The organism is Streptomyces sp. NPDC060000, from assembly GCF_042737375.1.
In the GTDB taxonomy this organism is placed as follows: Bacteria; Actinomycetota; Actinomycetes; order Streptomycetales; family Streptomycetaceae; genus Streptomyces.
Genome location: NZ_JBHWUU010000079.1, coordinates 12,637 through 31,374 on the forward strand (window position 1 = coordinate 12,637; position 18,738 = coordinate 31,374).

The window sequence follows — 18,738 nt, forward strand, 5'->3', positions numbered from 1 at the left end:
TCCTCAGCGTAAGCGCTGGTGGCGGGGTCTTTGGGCACCTCGTGCAAGGTGCCCCCGGCAGGATTCGAACCTGCGCACACGGCTCCGGAGGCCGTTGCTCTATCCCCTGAGCTACGGGGGCGTGTCGGTCGTGAGGTGTTGCTCGCGGCGACGGGTAGAACACTACCAGCTCGCTCGGGGTGTTCATGAACGGTTTCTTGGAGGTCGGGGGAGGGGTGTGGGGCGCCCGCGTGGGGTGGAAGTGGGGAAAAGCCGGACGCGGTGGCCGGTCCGGACCTACTCTCGAGTTGTGCCAGGGGCGTCGGGCCGGGTGCTTGTTGTGGACGACAACAAGGTCATCCGGCAGCTGATCAGGGTCAATCTCGAGCTGGAGGGCATCGAGGTCGTGACCGCGTCCGATGGTGTCGAGTGTCTGGATGTCGTTCATCAGGTTCAGCCCGATCTCGTGACCCTTGATGTCGTCATGCCCCGTTTGGACGGGTTGCGGACCGCCGCTCGACTGCGCACCGATCCGCGGACGTGTGATCTTCCCCTTGTCGTCATCAGTGCCTGCACGCAGCACGAGGTCGAGGCCGGGCTCGAAGTCGGCGTCGACGCGTTCCTTGCCAAGCCCTTCGACCCCGCCGAACTCATCTCCGTTGTGCGGGAGTTGATGGAGCGTAGAGGAGAGGGCGGCCGTGCAGGCGGGGGCGGAATTGATCTCGGCATCGGGCTCGGGACCGTCCTCGGGGCCGGAGAAGGCGTAGGGCCGGGAAAGGCGTAGGGCCCGAGGAAGAGGTTCGGGGACGAGGGCGGGGGGAGGTGGCGGGTCGAGCGCGGGCCCCGATGCCGAGTAGCGCTGACCGTAGCCCGTAGCCCGCAAGCCGTAGCCCGTAGGCCCGTAAGCCGTTGGTGGTCAGCCGTCAGCCGTCAGCCGTCAGCCGTCAGCCGTCAGCCGTCAGCCGTCAGCCGTCAGCCGTCAGCCCTAAGCCTCGGCCTGGTCTGGCCGGCCGGGGCGGCGGGTCTGTGTGACCGTCCATATCGCGGACCTCTGGCAAACCGGGTCGCCTACCCACCCCCCTCCTCCCCTACGCTTGTCCCGTGACCCCCGTCGAGCTCTCCCGTACCGTGCTGCGCGCGGTGCGTCGTGCTGTCGACGAGGGGCAGTTGGGTGTGGTCGTGCCGGGGCGGGCCGTGGTCACCGCTCCGGGGCCCGGTGGCTGTGGGGACTACGCGACGAATATCGCCCTCCAGCTGGCGCGGCCGGCCGGGCAGCCGCCGGAGCGGGTCGCCGAGGTCCTCCGGCCGTATCTCCTCGGTGCCGCCGGCGTCAGTGACGTCGTCGTCACCGGGCCCGGGTTTCTGAATATCAGCCTGCACAGGGGTGAGGCGTCGGCCGCGCTCGTGCGGGAGATTCTGCGGAGTGGGGTGAGGTACGGGCACGCTGGTCGTCCCACCGGGCAGCTCGTGCAGCTCCATGCCCCTCACGAGGTCCGTGCCGTCGTCGTCATGGATGCCGTGGCCCGTGTGCTGCGTTCTCAGGGCGCCCTCGTCCGTACCAGCTGTGTGGCACGCCCCGAGCCGGAGTGGACCGAGGTGCTCGGCGCGAAGGTCGACGCGTACGGCACGCCTGAGTCGCCGGCCCCCCTCGATGTCAACGTGCGTCCTGTGCCCGCGGCTCCGGCCGGCCCCTTTGACGGCAGGCCCGGGTCGTCCGCCCTGCTCGAAGTCGATGCGCGACCCGCTCCCGCTTCCCCCGGTCGCGACGTCGATCTCGATCCCGTCTCCCTCGGGCGGGACGCCGGGCGTTGGGCTCTGCTCCACCCTGCCGCTCATGACCGGCCCCGCGTCACCGGCGAGTACCTCTCCCAGCGTGAGGGCAATCCGCTCTTCCGGGTCCGTTACGCCCACGCCCGTGCCCGGGCGCTCAGCCGTAACGCCGCCGATCTGGGATTCGACGCCCACCCCGGCGACGTAATACAGGAACCGCAGGACGTATCGGACCTACAGGTACAGGCACAGGTACAGGCACCGGTGCGGATCGAGGTACGCGAGCTCGAGGTCGCGCTCGCCGACCATCCCCGCATCCTCGCCGCGGCCGCGGCGCAGCACGCTCCCGATCGGCTTGCCCGGCATCTCGTCGTCGTGGCCGATGCCGTCATCCCTCTGTTTTCCGCTGTCCTTCCTCGTGGTGAGGAGAAACCCTTGGCCGCCCACCGCGCCCGGCTCGCGCTCGCCGAAGCCGCCGGGGTGGTGCTGGCCGGCGGCCTGTCCCTGCTCGGCATCGACGCACCCGACCATCTCTGAAAGAGCACGCCCAAGATGAGCCGTTCCGCCCACCCCGCCGGGCCCCGTCACGCCGACGTCTTTCCGGAGGGGCACTACTCCGCCCCGCCCAGCGACCTCAACGCCCTCCACCCGAAGATCTGGGCGCACACCGTCACCCGTAACGCCGACGGGGTGCTGACCGTGGGCGGTGTCGACGTCACCACTCTCGCCGAGCAGCACGGCACCCCTGCCTACATCCTCGACGAGTCCGACTTCCGGGACCGGGCCCGTGCCTGGCGTACCGCCTTCGGGGCCGACGCCGACGTGTTCTACGCAGGCAAGGCGTTCCTGTCCCGCGCCGTCGTGCGGTGGCTGCACGAGGAGGGGCTCAACCTCGACGTCTGCTCGGGCGGCGAGCTCGCCACCGCGCTCTCCGCCGGCATGCCCGCCGATCGCATCGCGTTCCACGGCAACAACAAGTCCGTCGACGAGATCCACCGCGCCATCGAGGCCGGTGTCGGACGTATCGTGCTCGACTCCTTCCAGGAGATCGTGCGGGTCGCCCATGTCGCGCAGTCCCTCGGCAAGCGGCAGCGCGTGCAGATCCGTATCACCGTCGGCGTCGAGGCCCATACGCACGAGTTCATCGCCACCGCGCACGAGGACCAGAAGTTCGGGATTCCGCTCGCGGGCGGGCAGGCCGCGGAGGCCGTCCGGCGGGCCCTTCAGCTCGACGGGCTCGAACTCATCGGGCTGCACAGCCACATCGGGTCCCAGATCTTCGACATGTCCGGCTTCGAGGTCGCCGCGCACCGGGTGGTCGGGCTGCTCAAGGACATCCGTGACGAGCACGGTGTCGAGCTTCCCGAGATCGACCTCGGCGGCGGCCTCGGCATCGCGTACACCAGCGACGACGATCCCCGCGAGCCGCACGAGATCGCCAAGGCGCTCACCGAGATCGTCACCCGTGAGTGTGAGGGCGCCCGCCTCCGCACCCCCCGGATCTCCGTCGAGCCGGGGCGCGCCATCGTCGGGCCGACCGCCTTCACCCTCTACGAGGTCGGCACCATCAAGCGCCTCGACGGGCTGCGTACGTACGTCTCCGTCGACGGCGGCATGTCGGACAACATCCGCACCGCGCTGTACGACGCGGAGTACAGCGTCGCGCTGGTCTCCCGGACCTCCGACGCCGAGCCGATGCTCGCGCGGGTCGTCGGCAAGCACTGCGAGAGCGGCGACATCGTCGTGAAGGACGCGTTCCTGCCCTCCGACCTGGCACCGGGTGACCTGATCGCCGTACCCGCCACCGGTGCGTACTGCCGGTCCATGGCCAGCAACTACAACCATGTGCTGCGGCCGCCCGTCGTCGCCGTGCGCGAGGGGGAGTCGCGGGTCATCGTGCGGCGGGAGACCGAGGAGGATCTGCTGCGGCTCGACGTCGGCTGACGAGGAGAGCGAGGAGAGCGACGGAACCCGGGAGAGGGCCTTGAGAAGGCCCGCGAGAGGGTCGAGGAAAAGCCGAGGGCCAGGCCGAGGAATGAAGCTCAGAAGTGGGCCGGGAGAGAAGTCGACGGAAGGCTGACGGGGCCGCTGCGACGGCCGGCGGAGGCCGATGGAAAGGGGCGCAAGATCTCCTGTCCGGCGCCCCCGTGGAAATGAAATAGATGTCTCACGATCCGGACCAGGGATAGAAACTCCGGTCCGGTGAGTGAGACTGGGGCAACCGGAAACAACCGTAGACGGTATGAGGAAACGAGGTCGGATGATGCGTACGCGTCCGCTGAAGGTGGCGCTGCTGGGCTGTGGAGTGGTCGGCTCAGAGGTGGCGCGCATCATGACGACGCACGCCGACGACCTCGCCGCCCGGATCGGGGCCCCCGTGGAGCTCGCCGGTGTGGCGGTGCGGCGGCCGTCCCGGGTCCGGGAAGGCATCGACCCCGCCCTCGTCACCACCGACGCCACCGCCCTCGTCAAACGCGGTGACATTGATGTCGTCGTCGAGGTCATCGGGGGCATCGAGCCCGCTCGTACGCTCATCACCACCGCCTTCGAGTACGGCGCCTCCGTCGTCTCCGCGAACAAGGCGCTCCTCGCCCAGGACGGCGCCGCCCTGCACGCCGCCGCCGAGGAGCACGGCGAGGACCTCTATTACGAGGCCGCCGTCGCCGGTGCCATTCCGCTGATCCGGCCGCTCCGTGAGTCCCTCGCCGGCGACAAGGTCAACCGCGTGCTCGGGATCGTCAACGGCACCACCAACTTCATCCTCGACAAGATGGACTCCTCCGGCGCCGGGTATCAGGAGGCCCTCGACGAGGCCACCGCCCTGGGCTACGCCGAGGCCGACCCCACCGCCGACGTCGAGGCCTTCGACGCCGCCGCCAAGGCCGCCATCCTCGCCGGGATCGCCTTCCACACGCGCGTGCGCCTCGACGACGTCTACCGCGAGGGCATGACCGAGGTGACGGCCGCCGACTTCGGCTCCGCCAAGGAGATGGGCTGCACCATCAAGCTGCTCGCCATCTGTGAGCGCGCCGCCGACGGAGGCTCCGTCACCGCGCGCGTGCATCCGGCCATGATTCCGCTGAGCCACCCGCTCGCCTCCGTGCGCGGCGCGTACAACGCCGTGTTCGTGGAGTCCGACGCGGCCGGGCAGCTCATGTTCTACGGTCCCGGCGCCGGCGGTGCTCCCACCGCCTCCGCCGTGCTCGGCGACCTCGTCGCCGTCTGCCGTAACCGGCTCAGCGGGTCAACGGGGCCCGGCGAGTCGGCGTATGCCGCGCTGCCGGTGTCGCCGATGGGCGATGTCGTCACCCGGTATCACATCAGTCTCGATGTCGCGGACAAGCCTGGCGTTCTCGCCCAGGTGGCAACCGTCTTCGCCGAGCACGGAGTGTCCATCGACACCGTCCGGCAGCAAGGACGACTGGACGGAAGCGGCGAGGCCTCTCTCGTCGTCGTCACCCATCGCGCCTCCGACGCCTCCCTGACCGGGACCGTCGAGGCGCTGCGCAAGCTCGACACCGTGCGGGGTGTCGCCAGCATCATGCGGGTTGAAGGAGAGTAACCAGCAATGACCCACCAGTGGCGCGGAATCATCGAGGAGTACCGGGACCGACTGCCGGTATCCGACAGCACGCCGGTCGTGACGCTCCGTGAGGGTGGCACGCCCCTCGTGCCCGCGCAGGTGCTCTCCGAGCGCACGGGCTGCGAGGTCCACCTCAAGGTGGAGGGTGCCAACCCGACCGGGTCCTTCAAGGACCGCGGTATGACCATGGCCATCACGCGGGCCAAGGAGGAGGGCGCGCAGGCCGTCATCTGCGCCTCCACCGGCAACACCTCGGCCTCCGCCGCCGCCTACGCGGTGCGTGCCGGGATGGTCTCCGCCGTGCTCGTCCCGCGGGGCAAGATCGCGCTCGGCAAGATGGGGCAGGCGCTCATCCACGGCGCGAAGATCCTCCAGGTCGACGGCAACTTCGACGACTGCCTCACGCTCGCCCGTGCGCTCAGCGACAACTACCCGGTGGCGCTGGTCAATTCGGTGAACCCGGTGCGCATCGAGGGCCAGAAGACGGCCGCGTTCGAGATCGTCGACATGCTCGGCGACGCCCCCGACATCCACGTCCTGCCGGTCGGCAACGCGGGCAACATCACCGCGTACTGGAAGGGGTACCAGGAGTACGCCGCCGACGGGATCGCCGCGCGGACCCCCCGTATGTGGGGTTTCCAGGCGTCCGGCAGCGCGCCGATCGTGCGCGGTGAGGTCGTCAAGGACCCGTCGACGATCGCCACCGCGATCCGCATCGGCAACCCCGCCTCCTGGAAGTTCGCGCTGGCCGCGCAGGAGGAGTCCGGTGGCTTCATCGACGAGGTGACGGACCGTGAGATCCTGCGCGCCTACCGGCTGTTGGCCGCGCAGGAGGGTGTCTTCGTGGAGCCCGCGTCCGCCGCGTCCGTGGCCGGTCTGCTGAAGGCCGCCGAGCAGGGCAAGGTCGACCCGGGGCAGACGATTGTGTGCACCGTCACCGGAAACGGTCTGAAGGACCCGGACTGGGCCGTCGCCGGCGCCCCGCAGCCCGTCACCGTCCCGGTCGACGCGGTGACGGCCGCCGAACGCCTCGGACTCGCGTAGGCGCGGCGCCTCCGGGTGGTCCACGGGTCGCCTCCGGGCGGCCGGTGGACCACCTGGGTCGCCTCCGGGTGGTCTGAGGGTCGTTTCCGGTGGTCAGCGGACCGCCTCGAACGTTCTGCCGACCGTCTGCGAGCCGCCCCGGGTGGTCAACGGGCCGCCCGGCGGACCGTCTCCGTGTCGCCGGCGGACTGCCCGCGAGCTGCCTCCGGGCCGTCTGCAAGTCGTCCGCATGTCGCCCGCGAGCCGTCCGGGGCGCCGTCTCCGCGCGGTCTGTGAGCGTCTCCAGGTCGCCTCCGCGCTCGGCTCGGGGGACACTCAGGGACGGCTCGGGTTTCGGCTCGGGGGCGGTTCGTGGGCGGTTCGGTGGCCACCTGCGGGCACGACCCCAGGCGGGTCGCCGGTGACCCGTAGGCGGCTCGCCGGGCTCCGTCGAAGGGCTTTCCCGTACGGGGGTGCACGGGGGGCTTACGACACGCATCGTGCGCCGCCTGTGCGCCCTATGTCGCCACGGAACCTTCCTTCGATAGGCTGTACCGAATCCGCCCGCCGCATATGCCGCAGTGGCGCGTTGCCGCCGCGTCGTCTCCGCGGACTCCAGGGTTCTCCCGCACATGCCGCCCGTACCGCCCGTACATATCGAATGTCATTCGACAGTCCCGCAGCTCAAGGAGAGTCATCGCGAGATGGCCGGTCCCGCCTTCCGCGCCGCCCCCGTCCGGGTCCGCGTCCCCGCCACCAGCGCCAACCTCGGCCCGGGCTTCGACGCCTTCGGTCTCGCACTGGGGCTCTACGACGACGTAGTCGTCCGGGTGGCCGACTCCGGGCTGCACATCGACATCGCGGGGGAGGGCAGCGAGACGCTGCCGCGTGACGAGAGGCATCTCCTCGTCCGTTCCCTGCGCACCGCGTTCGACGTCCTGGGCGGCCAGCCGCGTGGCCTGGAGATCGTCTGCGCCAACCGCATCCCGCACGGCCGCGGCCTCGGCTCCTCGTCCGCCGCGATCTGCGCCGGAATCGTCGCCGCGCGCGCGGTGACCATAGGCGGCGAGAACAAGCTCGACGACGCCGCCCTGCTCGAGCTCGCGACCGAGATCGAGGGCCACCCGGACAACGTGGCGGCCTGTCTGCTGGGCGGGTTCACCCTTTCCTGGATGGAGGCGGGCGCCGCGCGGGCTATCAGGATGGAGCCCGCCGATTCCATCGTTCCGGTGGTTTTCGTGCCCGGGAAGCCGGTCCTCACCGAGACCGCGCGCGGACTGCTCCCGCGCTCCGTTCCGCACGTCGACGCCGCCGCCAACGCTGGCCGTGCCGCACTGCTCGTCGAGGCCCTCACCCGGCGCCCCGAACTGCTGCTGCCCGCCACCGAGGACCGACTGCACCAGGAGTACCGCGCGCCGGCCATGCCGGACAGCGCGGCGCTGGTGGAACGCCTGCGTGCCGACGGGATTCCCGCGGTCATCTCCGGCGCCGGACCCACCGTGATGGCCCTGGCCGACGCGGGCACGGCCGACAAGATCGAGGCCTCGGCCGGCGCGGACTGGGCCGCGAACCGCCTGGCCCTGGACCCGAAGGGCGCGTGCGTACTGCCGCTCGCGCCCGCTGGTGACACGCATTCCGGCGACATTTAAGGGCACGGTTGCCGGATTTCGAGAGGGGGAATGTTTGTTGGATCCGGTAGTGTTAACCTCAAGTCTGCACCCGACCCCACCATGGCGAGGTGCTTCGTGTCCCCCTTCGGGACAGACATTCTTCCGGGAGCTCCCCAAGCCGCACTGCGTTCCGTACGTCGTACCTGGGCAGTACGCAGTACAGCGACGCTGAGCGGTACACAGGGCACGCTCCGGAATCGGTGCTGACCACGCCACGTGACACTGAGTGTCACGGCCCGTCGCGGTAGCGCCATCACCAGCAAATACTCTTCCGCCGCTTTGGCGGACCACCGCCCCGGCTTCTCCTCAGCAAGGACCGAAGTCGGACAGCACAAACGGTCGCCGAGCCAGACAGGCCGACGTCCGCTCCAGGGAAGGACCCTTCGTGAGCGACACCACCGATCTGATGGGCGCACGTGTCGAGGAGACCGCTGCCGCGCCCGCCACGGACGCCTCCGCGCCTGCCAACGGTGCCGGCTCCCGGCGGCGCCGCGGTACCGGCCTCGACGGCATGGTGCTGGCCGAGCTTCAGCAGGTCGCATCCGGCCTCGGCATCAGGGGCACCGCGCGTATGCGCAAGAGCCAGCTGATCGAGGTCATCAAGGAGGCGCAGGCGGGAGGCGGAGCCGCTCCCAAGGCCGCGGCCCCCGCCGGCGACGCCGCCGAGACCAAGCCCAAGCGCCGCGCCACCTCCAAGGCCCGTACGGGCGACGAGGCCGCCGAGAAGAAGGCGCCCGCCGTCAAGGCCGAGGCGGCCGCCGAGAAGGCCGTGGCCCAGCAGCAGATCGAGATCCCCGGCCAGCCGGCCGGCGGCACCGCCCGCACGAGCGAGGCCGAGAGCGGCGGGAACGACGCGCCCACCGAGCGCCGTCGCCGCCGCGCCACCGCCGACGCGGGCAGCCCGGAGACGGTCGTCGCCGAGGCGAAGGCCGCCCCGAAGGCCGAGACGTCCGCTCCGGCGCAGGCCGAGGCCCAGGCGCAGCCGCAGGGTGACGCCGACGGCGCCGAGGGCCGTCGCCGCGACCGCCGTGAGCGTGGCCGTGACCGCGGTGAGCGTGGCGACCGCGGGGAGCGTGGTGACCGCGGTGAGCGCGGCGACCGTCGCAAGAGCGACGACCAGCAGGGCGGCCAGCAACAGCGGGGTGGCCAGCAGCAGGGTCAGCAGCAGAGCGGCGGCCGCCAGGACCGCCAGCAGCGCGACAACGGCCCCCAGGACGACGACGAGTTCGGCGACGGCCGCCGTGGCCGGCGCGGCCGTTACCGCGACCGCCGAGGCCGTCGCGGGCGTGACGAGATCGGCGCCGCCGAGCCGCAGGTCGCCGACGACGACGTCCTGATCCCCGTCGCGGGCATCCTGGACATCCTCGACAACTACGCCTTCATCCGTACGTCGGGTTACCTGCCGGGCCCCAACGACGTGTACGTCTCGCTCGCCCAGGTCCGCAAGAACGGCCTGCGCAAGGGCGACCACGTCACCGGCGCGGTCCGGCAGCCCAAGGACGGCGAGCGCCGCGAGAAGTTCAACGCGCTCGTCCGCCTCGACTCGGCGAACGGCATGGCGGCCGAATCCGGGCGCGGGCGACCGGAGTTCAACAAGCTGACCCCGCTCTACCCGCAGGACCGCCTCCGCCTGGAGACGGACCCGGGCGTGCTGACCACCCGCATCATCGACCTCGTGTCGCCGATCGGTAAGGGCCAGCGCGGTCTGATCGTGGCCCCGCCGAAGACCGGCAAGACCATGATCATGCAGGCGGTCGCCAACGCGATCACGCACAACAACCCCGAGTGCCACCTGATGGTCGTCCTGGTGGACGAGCGTCCGGAAGAGGTCACCGACATGCAGCGGTCGGTCAAGGGCGAGGTCATCTCCTCGACCTTCGACCGCCCGGCCGAGGACCACACCACGGTCGCCGAGCTCGCCATCGAGCGCGCCAAGCGTCTGGTGGAGCTCGGTCACGACGTGGTCGTGCTGCTCGACTCGATCACGCGTCTGGGCCGTGCGTACAACCTCGCCGCCCCGGCCTCCGGCCGCATCCTGTCCGGTGGTGTCGACTCGACCGCCCTGTACCCGCCGAAGCGCTTCTTCGGTGCGGCCCGCAACATCGAGGACGGCGGCTCGCTGACCATCCTCGCCACCGCTCTGGTGGACACCGGGTCCCGCATGGACGAGGTGATCTTCGAGGAGTTCAAGGGCACCGGCAACATGGAGCTCAAGCTCGACCGGAAGCTCGCCGACAAGCGCATCTTCCCGGCGGTGGACGTCGACGCGTCCGGTACCCGTAAGGAAGAGATCCTGCTCGGCAACGACGAGTTGGCCGTCACCTGGAAGCTCCGCCGGGTGCTGCACGCGCTCGACCAGCAGCAGGCGATCGAGCTGCTCCTCGACAAGATGAAGCAGACCAAGTCGAACGGCGAGTTCCTGATGCAGATCCAGAAGACGACGCCGTCGGCGAGCAATGTGGATTAAGGGCGACTGACCAGCTCGGCCCCGTGGGGTCGTGAGTAGTCCATGCAAGCGCTCGGCTGGGTTTCCCAGTCGAGCGTTTTGCGTGGTCGGCGACGGTGTGGGAGCCGGCGTTGCCGGGCCGCAGCAGGGGCACTACCGGTTCCCCCAGATCGGTCTGGCCGCGTCCTGTTTCTCGGAGTGCGCGAGCACCAGCACCCCGCCGATCGCCCCAAGAGCTTTCGGCGCGGACGCCGCGAGCACGTCGACGAGGCGGGAGACGGTCGTATCGGAGGCCGGCGGCCGAACATAGTCGGCTCGGCCCGCAGCACGTCGATGTCGGCCAGGCAGCCGCCGCGGATATCGCGGTGTCCAGGCCGGACTTGCCAAGGGTCTCGGCCAGTAGCACCGCCCGGCCTGGGCAACGTTATTTGATCAGGACTCGGACAGGCTCAGCCGTGAAGGCGCGAGGTGACCGTGAACGCTCCGGTGGCGGGAGCGGTACATGCGGTCACATCCGTTGCTTCGCCCGCTGCCAGACCCTCCTCGCAGAGTTGGCCGCCCTTCTCGCGCAGGTCGAGGTAGAAGCGCGTGACCTTGCCGTCCTGCTTGAGGCCGTGGATGCGTTCGTCGATGTAGCCGAGGTTGTTCAAGGCCTTGCGAACCTTGGTGGGGGTGGGCTCCGAGACTACCCTCAGCGCCTCGATGATGCGCTGTTCGTGCTGGACGCTCGCGCACCGATCGCGATCGCTCAACTCCGTCCCGGGCCCCGTGGGAGCTCCGGGCTCAAATGGTTCAGTCGGGGGAGTCGCGCCCGGGGGGAGGCTCTGCTCCCCCTCCGGACCTGTCGGCTCCTTGTCGGTCGGTCCCGACGTGGACGCGGCCCCGCCAGTCGACGAGCAGGGCTGCGCAACCTTGTCGAGCATCGCCACGAACGCTGACTGCTCGGAGGCGGACGGCGTGGCACTCACCTTGGAGTCGGCGACCCCGCTCGGCTCACCTTGTGGCCCACTGCCATCCGACTTGTCGCTTCCACAACCGGTAAGTGCCAAGGCGGTGAGGGCGGCAGCAGCGAGGGTTCGCCAAGCGGGGGGAAACGCCCTAATAGGGCCTGGGATACGTGGCATGCGCATAGTATCCGGCCGACATTCCCGCCCCGCATGAGTACGTGTACTCATATTCATGGCGAGTAGTCTGCGGCTTGAATTTGCCACTAGAAAGCGGTTGCATGCCTTCCGTTTTTAGGGCTTGTGAAGCTGATCGGAAGTGATCTATGGTCCACAGCGATCACTCAGATCATTCACATTCTCTAAATGGGGGAAACTCGTGCGCAAAATTGCGCTGCCGGTATTTGCCGTGCTGTCCATGAGCCTGCTGCTCCCGCAGCAGTTGGCGGGAGCAACACCAGCGGGCTTATCGCTCGCCGCTGAGGCCGCAGTCGACGATCCGATCCTGGCGGAGGGTGACCTCCTGCAGATCGGTCCCGGTCTGTACTCGACCGACGAGCAGTCCTTCGAGATCTACGAGACCGATGTGCCAGAAGGTCTCATGAGCCGCAGTCACAGTGTCACCGCTCAGGCCGGCAGTGTCGCCAAGCCGGAGTCGGCACCCGCGTCCAGACCTGACATGGGGGTCTTCGGCCCGGGTTGGGAAGCCGAATTCGTGGGGGGCCAGCTCAACCGCACGCTGGAGCAGAAGGCCGGTTCCGTCGTCGTCACCGACCTCGACTCGAATGTCGCGATCACCTACACGCTGCAGAGCAGCGTCGACTACCCGACCGGTGGCGGCGTCAAGAAGTACGCGACTGCGGAGGGCGACAAGCTCACCGAGACCACAAGGTTCGACGAGGCGACCGGCACCATGGTGGCTACCGCTTCCGAGGTCATCAACCTGGCCGCGCCGGCCGCGGACGAGGATCAGTCGGCCGACACGGATGGCACCGTTCCCATCGGAAACAACACGCTGACTCCCACCTATACGTGGAAGCAGGTCGCTTCCAGGGCCGACTCCTGGCGCGTCGCCGGCGTGGGCAACGTGGCCGAGGGCAGCCTCTCCACCGCCACCTACGACGCCCAGGGCCGGATCTCCACCATCAACGAGGCCGCCGCCGGGGAGACCCCGGCGCAGTCGCTGGCGATCAAGTACTCGACCGCCACGACAGCCACGGGCGCGGCTCTCGGCGAGTTCGCGGGTCGTGTCAAGGAGATCACTGTCACCTCCGGTTCCACGGCCCAGACACTCGCGCGGTACTCCTACGACACCTCGGGTCTGCTGCGTTCGGTGGCCAACCCGGTCGAGGGCACCGAGCCGGTCTCTTCGTACGCGTACGACTCCACCGGGCGGGTCTCTGACGTCACTTCGCCGTCCAACGGCACCTGGGACCTGTCGTTCCCGGCCGAGTCGGCCGCCCCGAACGTCGAGCCCATAGGCCCCGCGCGTCCGTCTTCCGAGTCGGTCTTCACGGGTGCGGCTGACATCACCAACGACGCTGCCGTCACCCCGCCGGCGACGGACTTCACCGCCGGTGAGATCTCGGATCCGCAGGCCTATCCCCGGCACTGCAACCGCGCGACGGACTGGTTGTGGTACCTGGAGAGCGGTTGTGCCGCGTGGGCCGCGCACTACGGTTGGCACAAGCCGTACTGGAAGCAGACACCGACCGGACACTGGGTCGTGGGCATCAACAACGACGGTTGCAGCACACCGGGCCCCAACGTCAGCAAGCCGCTCGGCTTCAACTTCCGCAGTGCTTGCGACATGCACGACTACGGCTACGGCCTGATCGGCAACACGTACAAGGGCTACAAGTACTACCTCGACCGCAACAAGAAGTCGAACGTCGACAACGCCTTCTACACCACGATGAAGACGTACAGCTGCAACGCCTACTTCATCACGCGGAGACCGGCTTGCAAGTCCGTCGCCTACGCCTACTACAAGGCCGTGGGCTTGAAGGGCAACCCGAAGAACGGTGCCAACGCGACCTGATCCGTCACCAGGCCTTCTGACGGCCCGCAGTACAACATCCTGACGGAGCAGGTCAGTTGGATGTGACCGAGCCGGGTGGCAGGTACCTCTTGCCGTCCGGCCGCTCACGCCTGCCTTCCACAGACATTCCTTCGGGCTGAGCTACGCCCGTTCCTCGTTGGAGCAACATTGAAGAGACCGATATGGGCAGTGGGCGTCGCCGTGGTGCTGACCGCTGCCGTCGGCGCTGTTCCGGCCCACGCCGTCGCATCGCTTGGCACCCTCACAGCAACAGCAGAAGAAGCGGCGGGCGGCCCCGTCGACCCGCTGCTGTATACCGATACCGCCGACGGCGACACCGTTCGCGTCAACGTCGTCACGAAGACCCGCGAAGATCTGCCCAGTGCGGCGGGCGTCGGCACGATGATGAAGTCCTTCGCGACTCTGCCCGTTGTCACCCTCAGGGTCGACCAGGTCGGACTGGAGGAGTTGGCGACCCAGTCGGGTGTGGTCAGCGTCACCGAGGACGCGCCGGTGCCGCCGCCGGACGAGGACGTCCCTCTCACCAGCGCGGACGTGGCCCCCGCAGCGGGCGCGACCGGGCAGGGCAGCGCGATCGCCATTCTGGACACCGGCATCGACACCAGCCACCCGTATCTGAAGGACCGGATTGTTGCCGAGGCATGTGTCTCGCCTGCCGATCCCGACTACTCCGCCACCAGCCTGTGCCCCAACGGGGCTGAGGAACAGGACGGACTGGGCAGCGCTGATGCCGGGACCGGGCCCTGCGCGACCGTCGCAGGCTGCGATCACGGAACCCACGTGGCCGGGATCGCCGCCGGCGAAGGCACGAACCTGACCGGAGCACCCACTTCCGGGGTCGCTCCCGGTGCGGACCTCGTCTCCGTCCAGATCTTCAGCCAGTTCAACTCCGAGGACTTCTGCGGCGGCCCTGACTACACACCGTGCGTAGGCAGCTTCCCCAGCGCCCAGATCGCAGGACTGGAAAAGGTCCTGCAGCTGAAGCAGTCCGGCACACCGCTCATCGCTGCGAACCTCAGCCTCGGTAACGGCCGATACGCCACAGCCTGTGACGACGACCCCCGCAAGCAGGTCATCGACAGTCTGTTCAACGCCGGGGTGGCGACCATCGCCGCGGCCGGAAACAACGGCCAGGACGCGGTCAGCGGACCAGCCTGCGTCTCCTCCGCCATCGCGGTCGGCTCCACCACCGCGGACGACGAACTGTCCGCCTTCACCAACCGGGGCCCGCTGCTGGACCTCTTCGCACCCGGTACCAGCATCGTCTCCTCCATACCCGGCGGTGGGTATGCCGCGAAGAGCGGCACCTCCATGGCCGCACCGTACGTGGCCGGTGCTTTCGCGGTGCTCCGGCAGGCTTTCCCCGAGACGAGCCTCGCGAGCCTCGAGTCGCTTCTCAAGACCACGGGCAAGTCAATTACCTACACCGGAGCTACCACGCCGCGCATCGACCTCGCCAAGGCGCTCGGTGAAGGAGCAGGAAACATCACCGACTTCAACTGCGACGGGGTCGAGGACATCGCCATCGCCGACCCCGAGGCCACCGTTGGCGGTGACGCCAAGGCGGGCCTGGTACGCATCGTCTACGGCGGCGGCAAGGGCACCTTCGAGGTCAACCAGGACCTGGCCACGGTCCCCGGCGACGCCGAGGCGAACGACTACTTCGGCGACGCACTGGCAACCGTCGACTACGACCAGGACGACTGCACCGACCTGGTGGTCTCCACCTCTCGTGAGGACATCGGCACCGCGGCCGACGCCGGCGTCGTCGACGTCGTCTACGGATCCGCAGCCGGTCTCTCCGCCGGCAAGACGTCGATCCACTTCGAACAGGGCGCCGGATCGGGCGACATCTTGGCCGGGGTATCCGAAGCCGGGGACCGCATGGGTGCCGCCCTTGCCGCCGGTCTCACCCTCACCAAAGAGCCCTACCTGGTCATCGGGGTCCCGGCTGAGGACATCGACGGCAAGACGGATGCTGGCAGCGTCTACTACGTGCACGGCACCGTCAACCGAACGCTGATCCAGGGGAAGTCGGGAATGAACGGCACCCTTGAGGCGGGCGACAAGTTCGGCGCCTCCGTCGCCGCGACGTCCGAGCACCTGGTGATCGGAAGCCCAGGCGAAGGAGTCGTTCCCACCCCGAGTTCCAGCGAAGAAGTGGTGTCGGGCGCGGTCGATGTGTTGAGCCACGAGCTCAACAGCTACGGGTTGCCCACCTTCGTGGGAGCGTCAACACAGGTGGGCTATAACAGCAGAGAGGCAGAGGCAGGAGACCAGTTCGGCGCTGCGGTCGCGGCTGCCGAAGGCACCGTCACCATGGGCCCCATCACGTTCCGAGCCTCCTACATCGCCGTTGGCGTCCCCGGCGAGGACGTGACCTACGCAGGAGCCAACAAGGCCGACGCGGGCCGGGTCGTCGTCCTCACTGCGGTCAAAGGCCGCAACCCCGTCGTCGACGAGGTTGACACCGACTACCAGCAGGCTCCTGACGATGTCGTCGGCTCCCCTGAGGCCGGTGACCGTATGGGCGCGCAGGTGACGTTGACCAGCCTCGGATCCGGGAAGACCACCGCCACCAACCTGCGGATGGCCGTCGGAGTGCCGGGCGAGGACATCGGCACAGTCGTCGACGCAGGCGCAGTGAGCATCTTCTCCTTGGTCGGAGCACCCGGTGCCAACGATCGGTGGATCGAGGCCGGCAACGCCACCGGCATGCCAGGCACCCCAGGCACCTCGCACAGGGCAGGGTCCAGCTTGTATGGCACACCCACTCGCCTGTACATCGGGATGCCCTACGGGCCAGGTGCCTACGGTGCCTTGTACGCGATGCCATGGGCGAACGCCACCGGCGGCACTGCGCAGCCCGTCATCACCTACGCGCCGGGCACAGGCGGGCTCCCTGCGAGTGGGCTGCGGTTCGGAATGGCAGCACGGTAGTGCGGTGCGCCGGAAACCCTGGGGGCTGATCGGTTCGGCGGTTTTCGGCCAGACCGACTGTCTGAAGTTCCTCTTGAGGGTCGATGCAGTCGTGGATGTCGTTCTGACATCGCGTCGATAATTGTGCGAAGACCGCAGGACATCAGTACCAGTGGTGCGACGCCAAAAACCCGAACTGACTTTGTTTCAGCGATGCTCAATTAACTCGGCCGGATTTATCGAGCAGTCGGGCGTTGTTGTCGTATGCCCGTCGGGGCCGCGCGTTCGCTCGCCTGGTTCCCCGCGCCCTTGGCGAGCTGGGGTCATCCTCGTTGTGAGGGTGGCCCCAGTCCCTGTTGGGACATGTGTACGATCTCGTTCTTCACGATCTCGACAACGTTTGACTGACAGGGGGGACTTGAGTGGACACACTCGCGCCCAGGGGCGGCCGACACAGACGGCGGATGCGGTACGGTCTGCCCATCGTGGCGGCCGGTGTGGCCGCTGCCGTCGCCGCCGTGCTGATGAACACGTCGGCTGGTGCCGCGACCGCGCTTCCGGAGCCGATGGTGAAGCCCGCCGTCAGCACGGTGTCGCAGGCCGAGCTGACGAAGCGCATCGCGGGTGCGCTAGCCGGTGACGACATCGCGGGGGAGGCGACCAGCAAGTCGTCCCTGAGCTCCAGCACGAGCAGCGGCACCGTCGACGCGAAGATCATCGGTGGCACCACCACGACGATCTCCTCCGCGCCGTGGATGGCCCAGCTCTTCTACAACGACACGACCAACGACATCGGCTTCTTCTGCGGTGGCGCCGTCGTCTCGCCGACGAAGATCCTCACCGCCGCGCACTGCGTCAAGGGCTACAACTGGGCCAAGTACGGCACGATCGTCACCGGCACCACGACGCTGCCCGACGCGAACGGCAACACCAACGGCACGGTCAGGGGTGCGGTGCGCCAGTGGACCCACCCGTCGTACAGCCCGCGGACCATTGACAACGACATCGCTGTCATCACCTTGAACGAGCCGGTCACTGCGACGCCGATCCGTATGACGACGTCCACGGACGCCACGTCGTACAAGGCTGGCACCAGTGCCAAGGTCTACGGCTGGGGCCGTACCAGCTCCACCACGCAGGACGTCTCCCCGACACTGAAGACGGCCACGCTGCCGATGCAGTCGGACACCACCTGCGCCAACTACTACGGCACCGACTTCGTCAAGGGTCACATGGTCTGCGCGGGCAACCCCGCCACGGGCAGCGACACCGGTACAGAGTCCGCGTGCAACGGTGACTCCGGCGGGCCGCTGGTCGTCAACAATCGCATCGTCGGCGTCGTCTCCTGGGGTGTGAAGGACTGCGTCGAGAGCGGCGCGTACAGCGTCTTCAGCAAGGTCTCCACGTACGCAGCCAGCGCCTATCCGCGCGTCGACGACACCAACCTCAGCGGCGACCACCTCGCCGACCTGTGGGCGCGCAACTCGTCCACCAAGACGGGCTACGAGCTGGACTCCAAGGGCACCTCGCTGGCCTCCCGCGAGTCCTGGGGCACCTGGAGCGGCTTCAACGTCATCCTCCAGACCGACCTGGACCGCGACGGCTACCAGGACCTGATCCTGCGCCGCGCCTCGGACGGCGACGTCTTCTGGAAGCACCCCGTGGCCTCCGGCGGGACCTGGGCGACCAAGCTGATCGGCGACAACTGGAAGACCCGCACCCAGATCGTCGCCCCCGGCGACGTCACGGGCGACTACCTCGCTGACCTGATCGCCGTCGACTCGGCCGGTGCGCTCTGGGTCTACCCGGGCAAGGGCGACGGCACCTTCGCCGCGCCCGTCAAGAACGGCACGGGCTGGAACTCGTACAACGTCGTGCGCGGTCACGGGGACTTCAGCTTCGACGGCAAGACGGACCTGATCGCCCGGGACAAGAGCACCGGCGCGCTCTACCTCTACAAGGGCAACGGCACCGCCACGAGCGCCTTCGCGGCCCGCGTCAAGGTCGCCACCTGGAGCAACACGACGTACAACGTCATCGCCGCCGTCGGAGACGTCAACGGCGACGGCCTGGCCGACCTGCTGGCCCGTACCCCGGCAGGCACCCTGTACCTGTACAAGGGCACCGGAAAGGCCACCACTGCGATCTTTGCCACAAGGGTCTCACTCGGGACGTCTTTCAAGCAGTACGACCTGTTCGGCTGAGTCCGGCCGAAGTCGCAGGTGAGTGGGGGTAGACCTCACTCACCCCTGTCACGCTGAGTGCCCGGTCCGACGCGGACCGGGCACACCGCGTTGTGCAACCCTGTCCCGAGTTTCCCCGTCTGTCCTGGCGGAGTGACG

Annotated in this window: 11 protein-coding genes, 1 tRNA gene and 1 pseudogene; 10 read left to right on the forward strand and 3 right to left on the reverse strand. The window is 68.6% G+C overall.

The window, feature by feature from the left end:
- Positions 1-49: 49 nt before the first annotated feature.
- Positions 50-121: transfer RNA gene (locus ACFWBB_RS33325), tRNA-Arg, on the reverse strand.
- Between the two features lie 189 nt (positions 122-310).
- On the opposite strand from ACFWBB_RS33325, the gene ACFWBB_RS33330 reads away from it, so the two are divergent.
- The 7 genes from ACFWBB_RS33330 to rho all read left to right on the forward strand — a co-directional run bounded on the left by ACFWBB_RS33330 (position 311) and on the right by rho (position 10,492).
- Entirely contained in the window at positions 311-763 is a 453-nt protein-coding gene (locus ACFWBB_RS33330; RefSeq protein WP_385279972.1) for a PleD family two-component system response regulator, read from the forward strand.
- Positions 764-1,080: 317 nt separating this feature from the next.
- Entirely contained in the window at positions 1,081-2,286 is a 1,206-nt protein-coding gene (gene nrtL, locus ACFWBB_RS33335; RefSeq protein WP_385279975.1) for an ArgS-related anticodon-binding protein NrtL, read from the forward strand.
- Positions 2,287-2,301: 15 nt separating this feature from the next.
- Positions 2,302-3,693, forward strand: coding sequence for a diaminopimelate decarboxylase (gene lysA, locus ACFWBB_RS33340; RefSeq protein ID WP_385279978.1), 1,392 nt, complete (start codon positions 2,302-2,304; stop codon positions 3,691-3,693).
- Between the two features lie 319 nt (positions 3,694-4,012).
- Positions 4,013-5,311: a homoserine dehydrogenase gene (locus ACFWBB_RS33345; protein ID WP_385280044.1), complete on the forward strand. Its 1,299-nt coding sequence runs from the start codon at positions 4,013-4,015 to the stop codon at positions 5,309-5,311.
- 6 nt (positions 5,312-5,317) lie between these two features.
- Positions 5,318-6,376 (forward strand): threonine synthase, encoded by a 1,059-nt coding sequence (gene thrC / locus ACFWBB_RS33350; RefSeq protein ID WP_385279981.1) that lies wholly within the window; start codon positions 5,318-5,320, stop codon positions 6,374-6,376.
- A 683-nt stretch (positions 6,377-7,059) separates the two neighbouring features.
- Positions 7,060-8,004, forward strand: coding sequence for a homoserine kinase (gene thrB, locus ACFWBB_RS33355; RefSeq protein ID WP_385279984.1), 945 nt, complete (start codon positions 7,060-7,062; stop codon positions 8,002-8,004).
- Positions 8,005-8,410: 406 nt separating this feature from the next.
- Positions 8,411-10,492, forward strand: a complete 2,082-nt coding sequence (rho, locus tag ACFWBB_RS33360; protein WP_385279987.1) for a transcription termination factor Rho — start codon at positions 8,411-8,413, stop codon at positions 10,490-10,492.
- A gap of 64 nt (positions 10,493-10,556) precedes the next feature.
- Here the strand turns inward: rho and ACFWBB_RS33365 are convergent.
- Positions 10,557-10,824: pseudogene (locus ACFWBB_RS33365) on the reverse strand (IS1380 family transposase); the annotation flags it as partial.
- Between the two features lie 96 nt (positions 10,825-10,920).
- A complete protein-coding gene (locus ACFWBB_RS33370) occupies positions 10,921-11,223 on the reverse strand; it encodes a hypothetical protein (protein ID WP_385279989.1) in 303 nt (100 codons plus the stop codon).
- A gap of 610 nt (positions 11,224-11,833) precedes the next feature.
- Here ACFWBB_RS33370 and ACFWBB_RS33375 point away from each other — a divergent pair.
- The 3 genes from ACFWBB_RS33375 (at position 11,834) to ACFWBB_RS33385 (ending at position 18,600) form a co-directional block, all read left to right on the forward strand.
- Positions 11,834-13,456 (forward strand): phospholipase A2, encoded by a 1,623-nt coding sequence (locus ACFWBB_RS33375; protein WP_385279992.1) that lies wholly within the window; start codon positions 11,834-11,836, stop codon positions 13,454-13,456.
- Positions 13,457-13,624: 168 nt separating this feature from the next.
- A complete protein-coding gene (locus ACFWBB_RS33380; protein WP_385279995.1) occupies positions 13,625-16,417 on the forward strand; it encodes a S8 family serine peptidase in 2,793 nt (930 codons plus the stop codon).
- 443 nt (positions 16,418-16,860) lie between these two features.
- Positions 16,861-18,600: a trypsin-like serine protease gene (locus tag ACFWBB_RS33385; RefSeq protein ID WP_385279998.1), complete on the forward strand. Its 1,740-nt coding sequence runs from the start codon at positions 16,861-16,863 to the stop codon at positions 18,598-18,600.
- Positions 18,601-18,738 lie beyond the last annotated feature (138 nt).

Bases quoted from the DNA above. Each gene is read 5' to 3' on its own strand.
- lysA (WP_385279978.1), top strand. From the start codon at position 2,302: ATGAGCCGTTCCGCCCACCCCGCCGGGCCCCGTCACGCCGACGTCTTT.
- ACFWBB_RS33345 (WP_385280044.1), top strand. From the start codon at position 4,013: ATGCGTACGCGTCCGCTGAAGGTGGCGCTGCTGGGCTGTGGAGTGGTC.
- thrC (WP_385279981.1), top strand. From the start codon at position 5,318: ATGACCCACCAGTGGCGCGGAATCATCGAGGAGTACCGGGACCGACTG.
- thrB (WP_385279984.1), top strand. From the start codon at position 7,060: ATGGCCGGTCCCGCCTTCCGCGCCGCCCCCGTCCGGGTCCGCGTCCCC.
- ACFWBB_RS33375 (WP_385279992.1), top strand. From the start codon at position 11,834: ATGAGCCTGCTGCTCCCGCAGCAGTTGGCGGGAGCAACACCAGCGGGC.
- ACFWBB_RS33385 (WP_385279998.1), top strand. From the start codon at position 16,861: ATGCGGTACGGTCTGCCCATCGTGGCGGCCGGTGTGGCCGCTGCCGTC.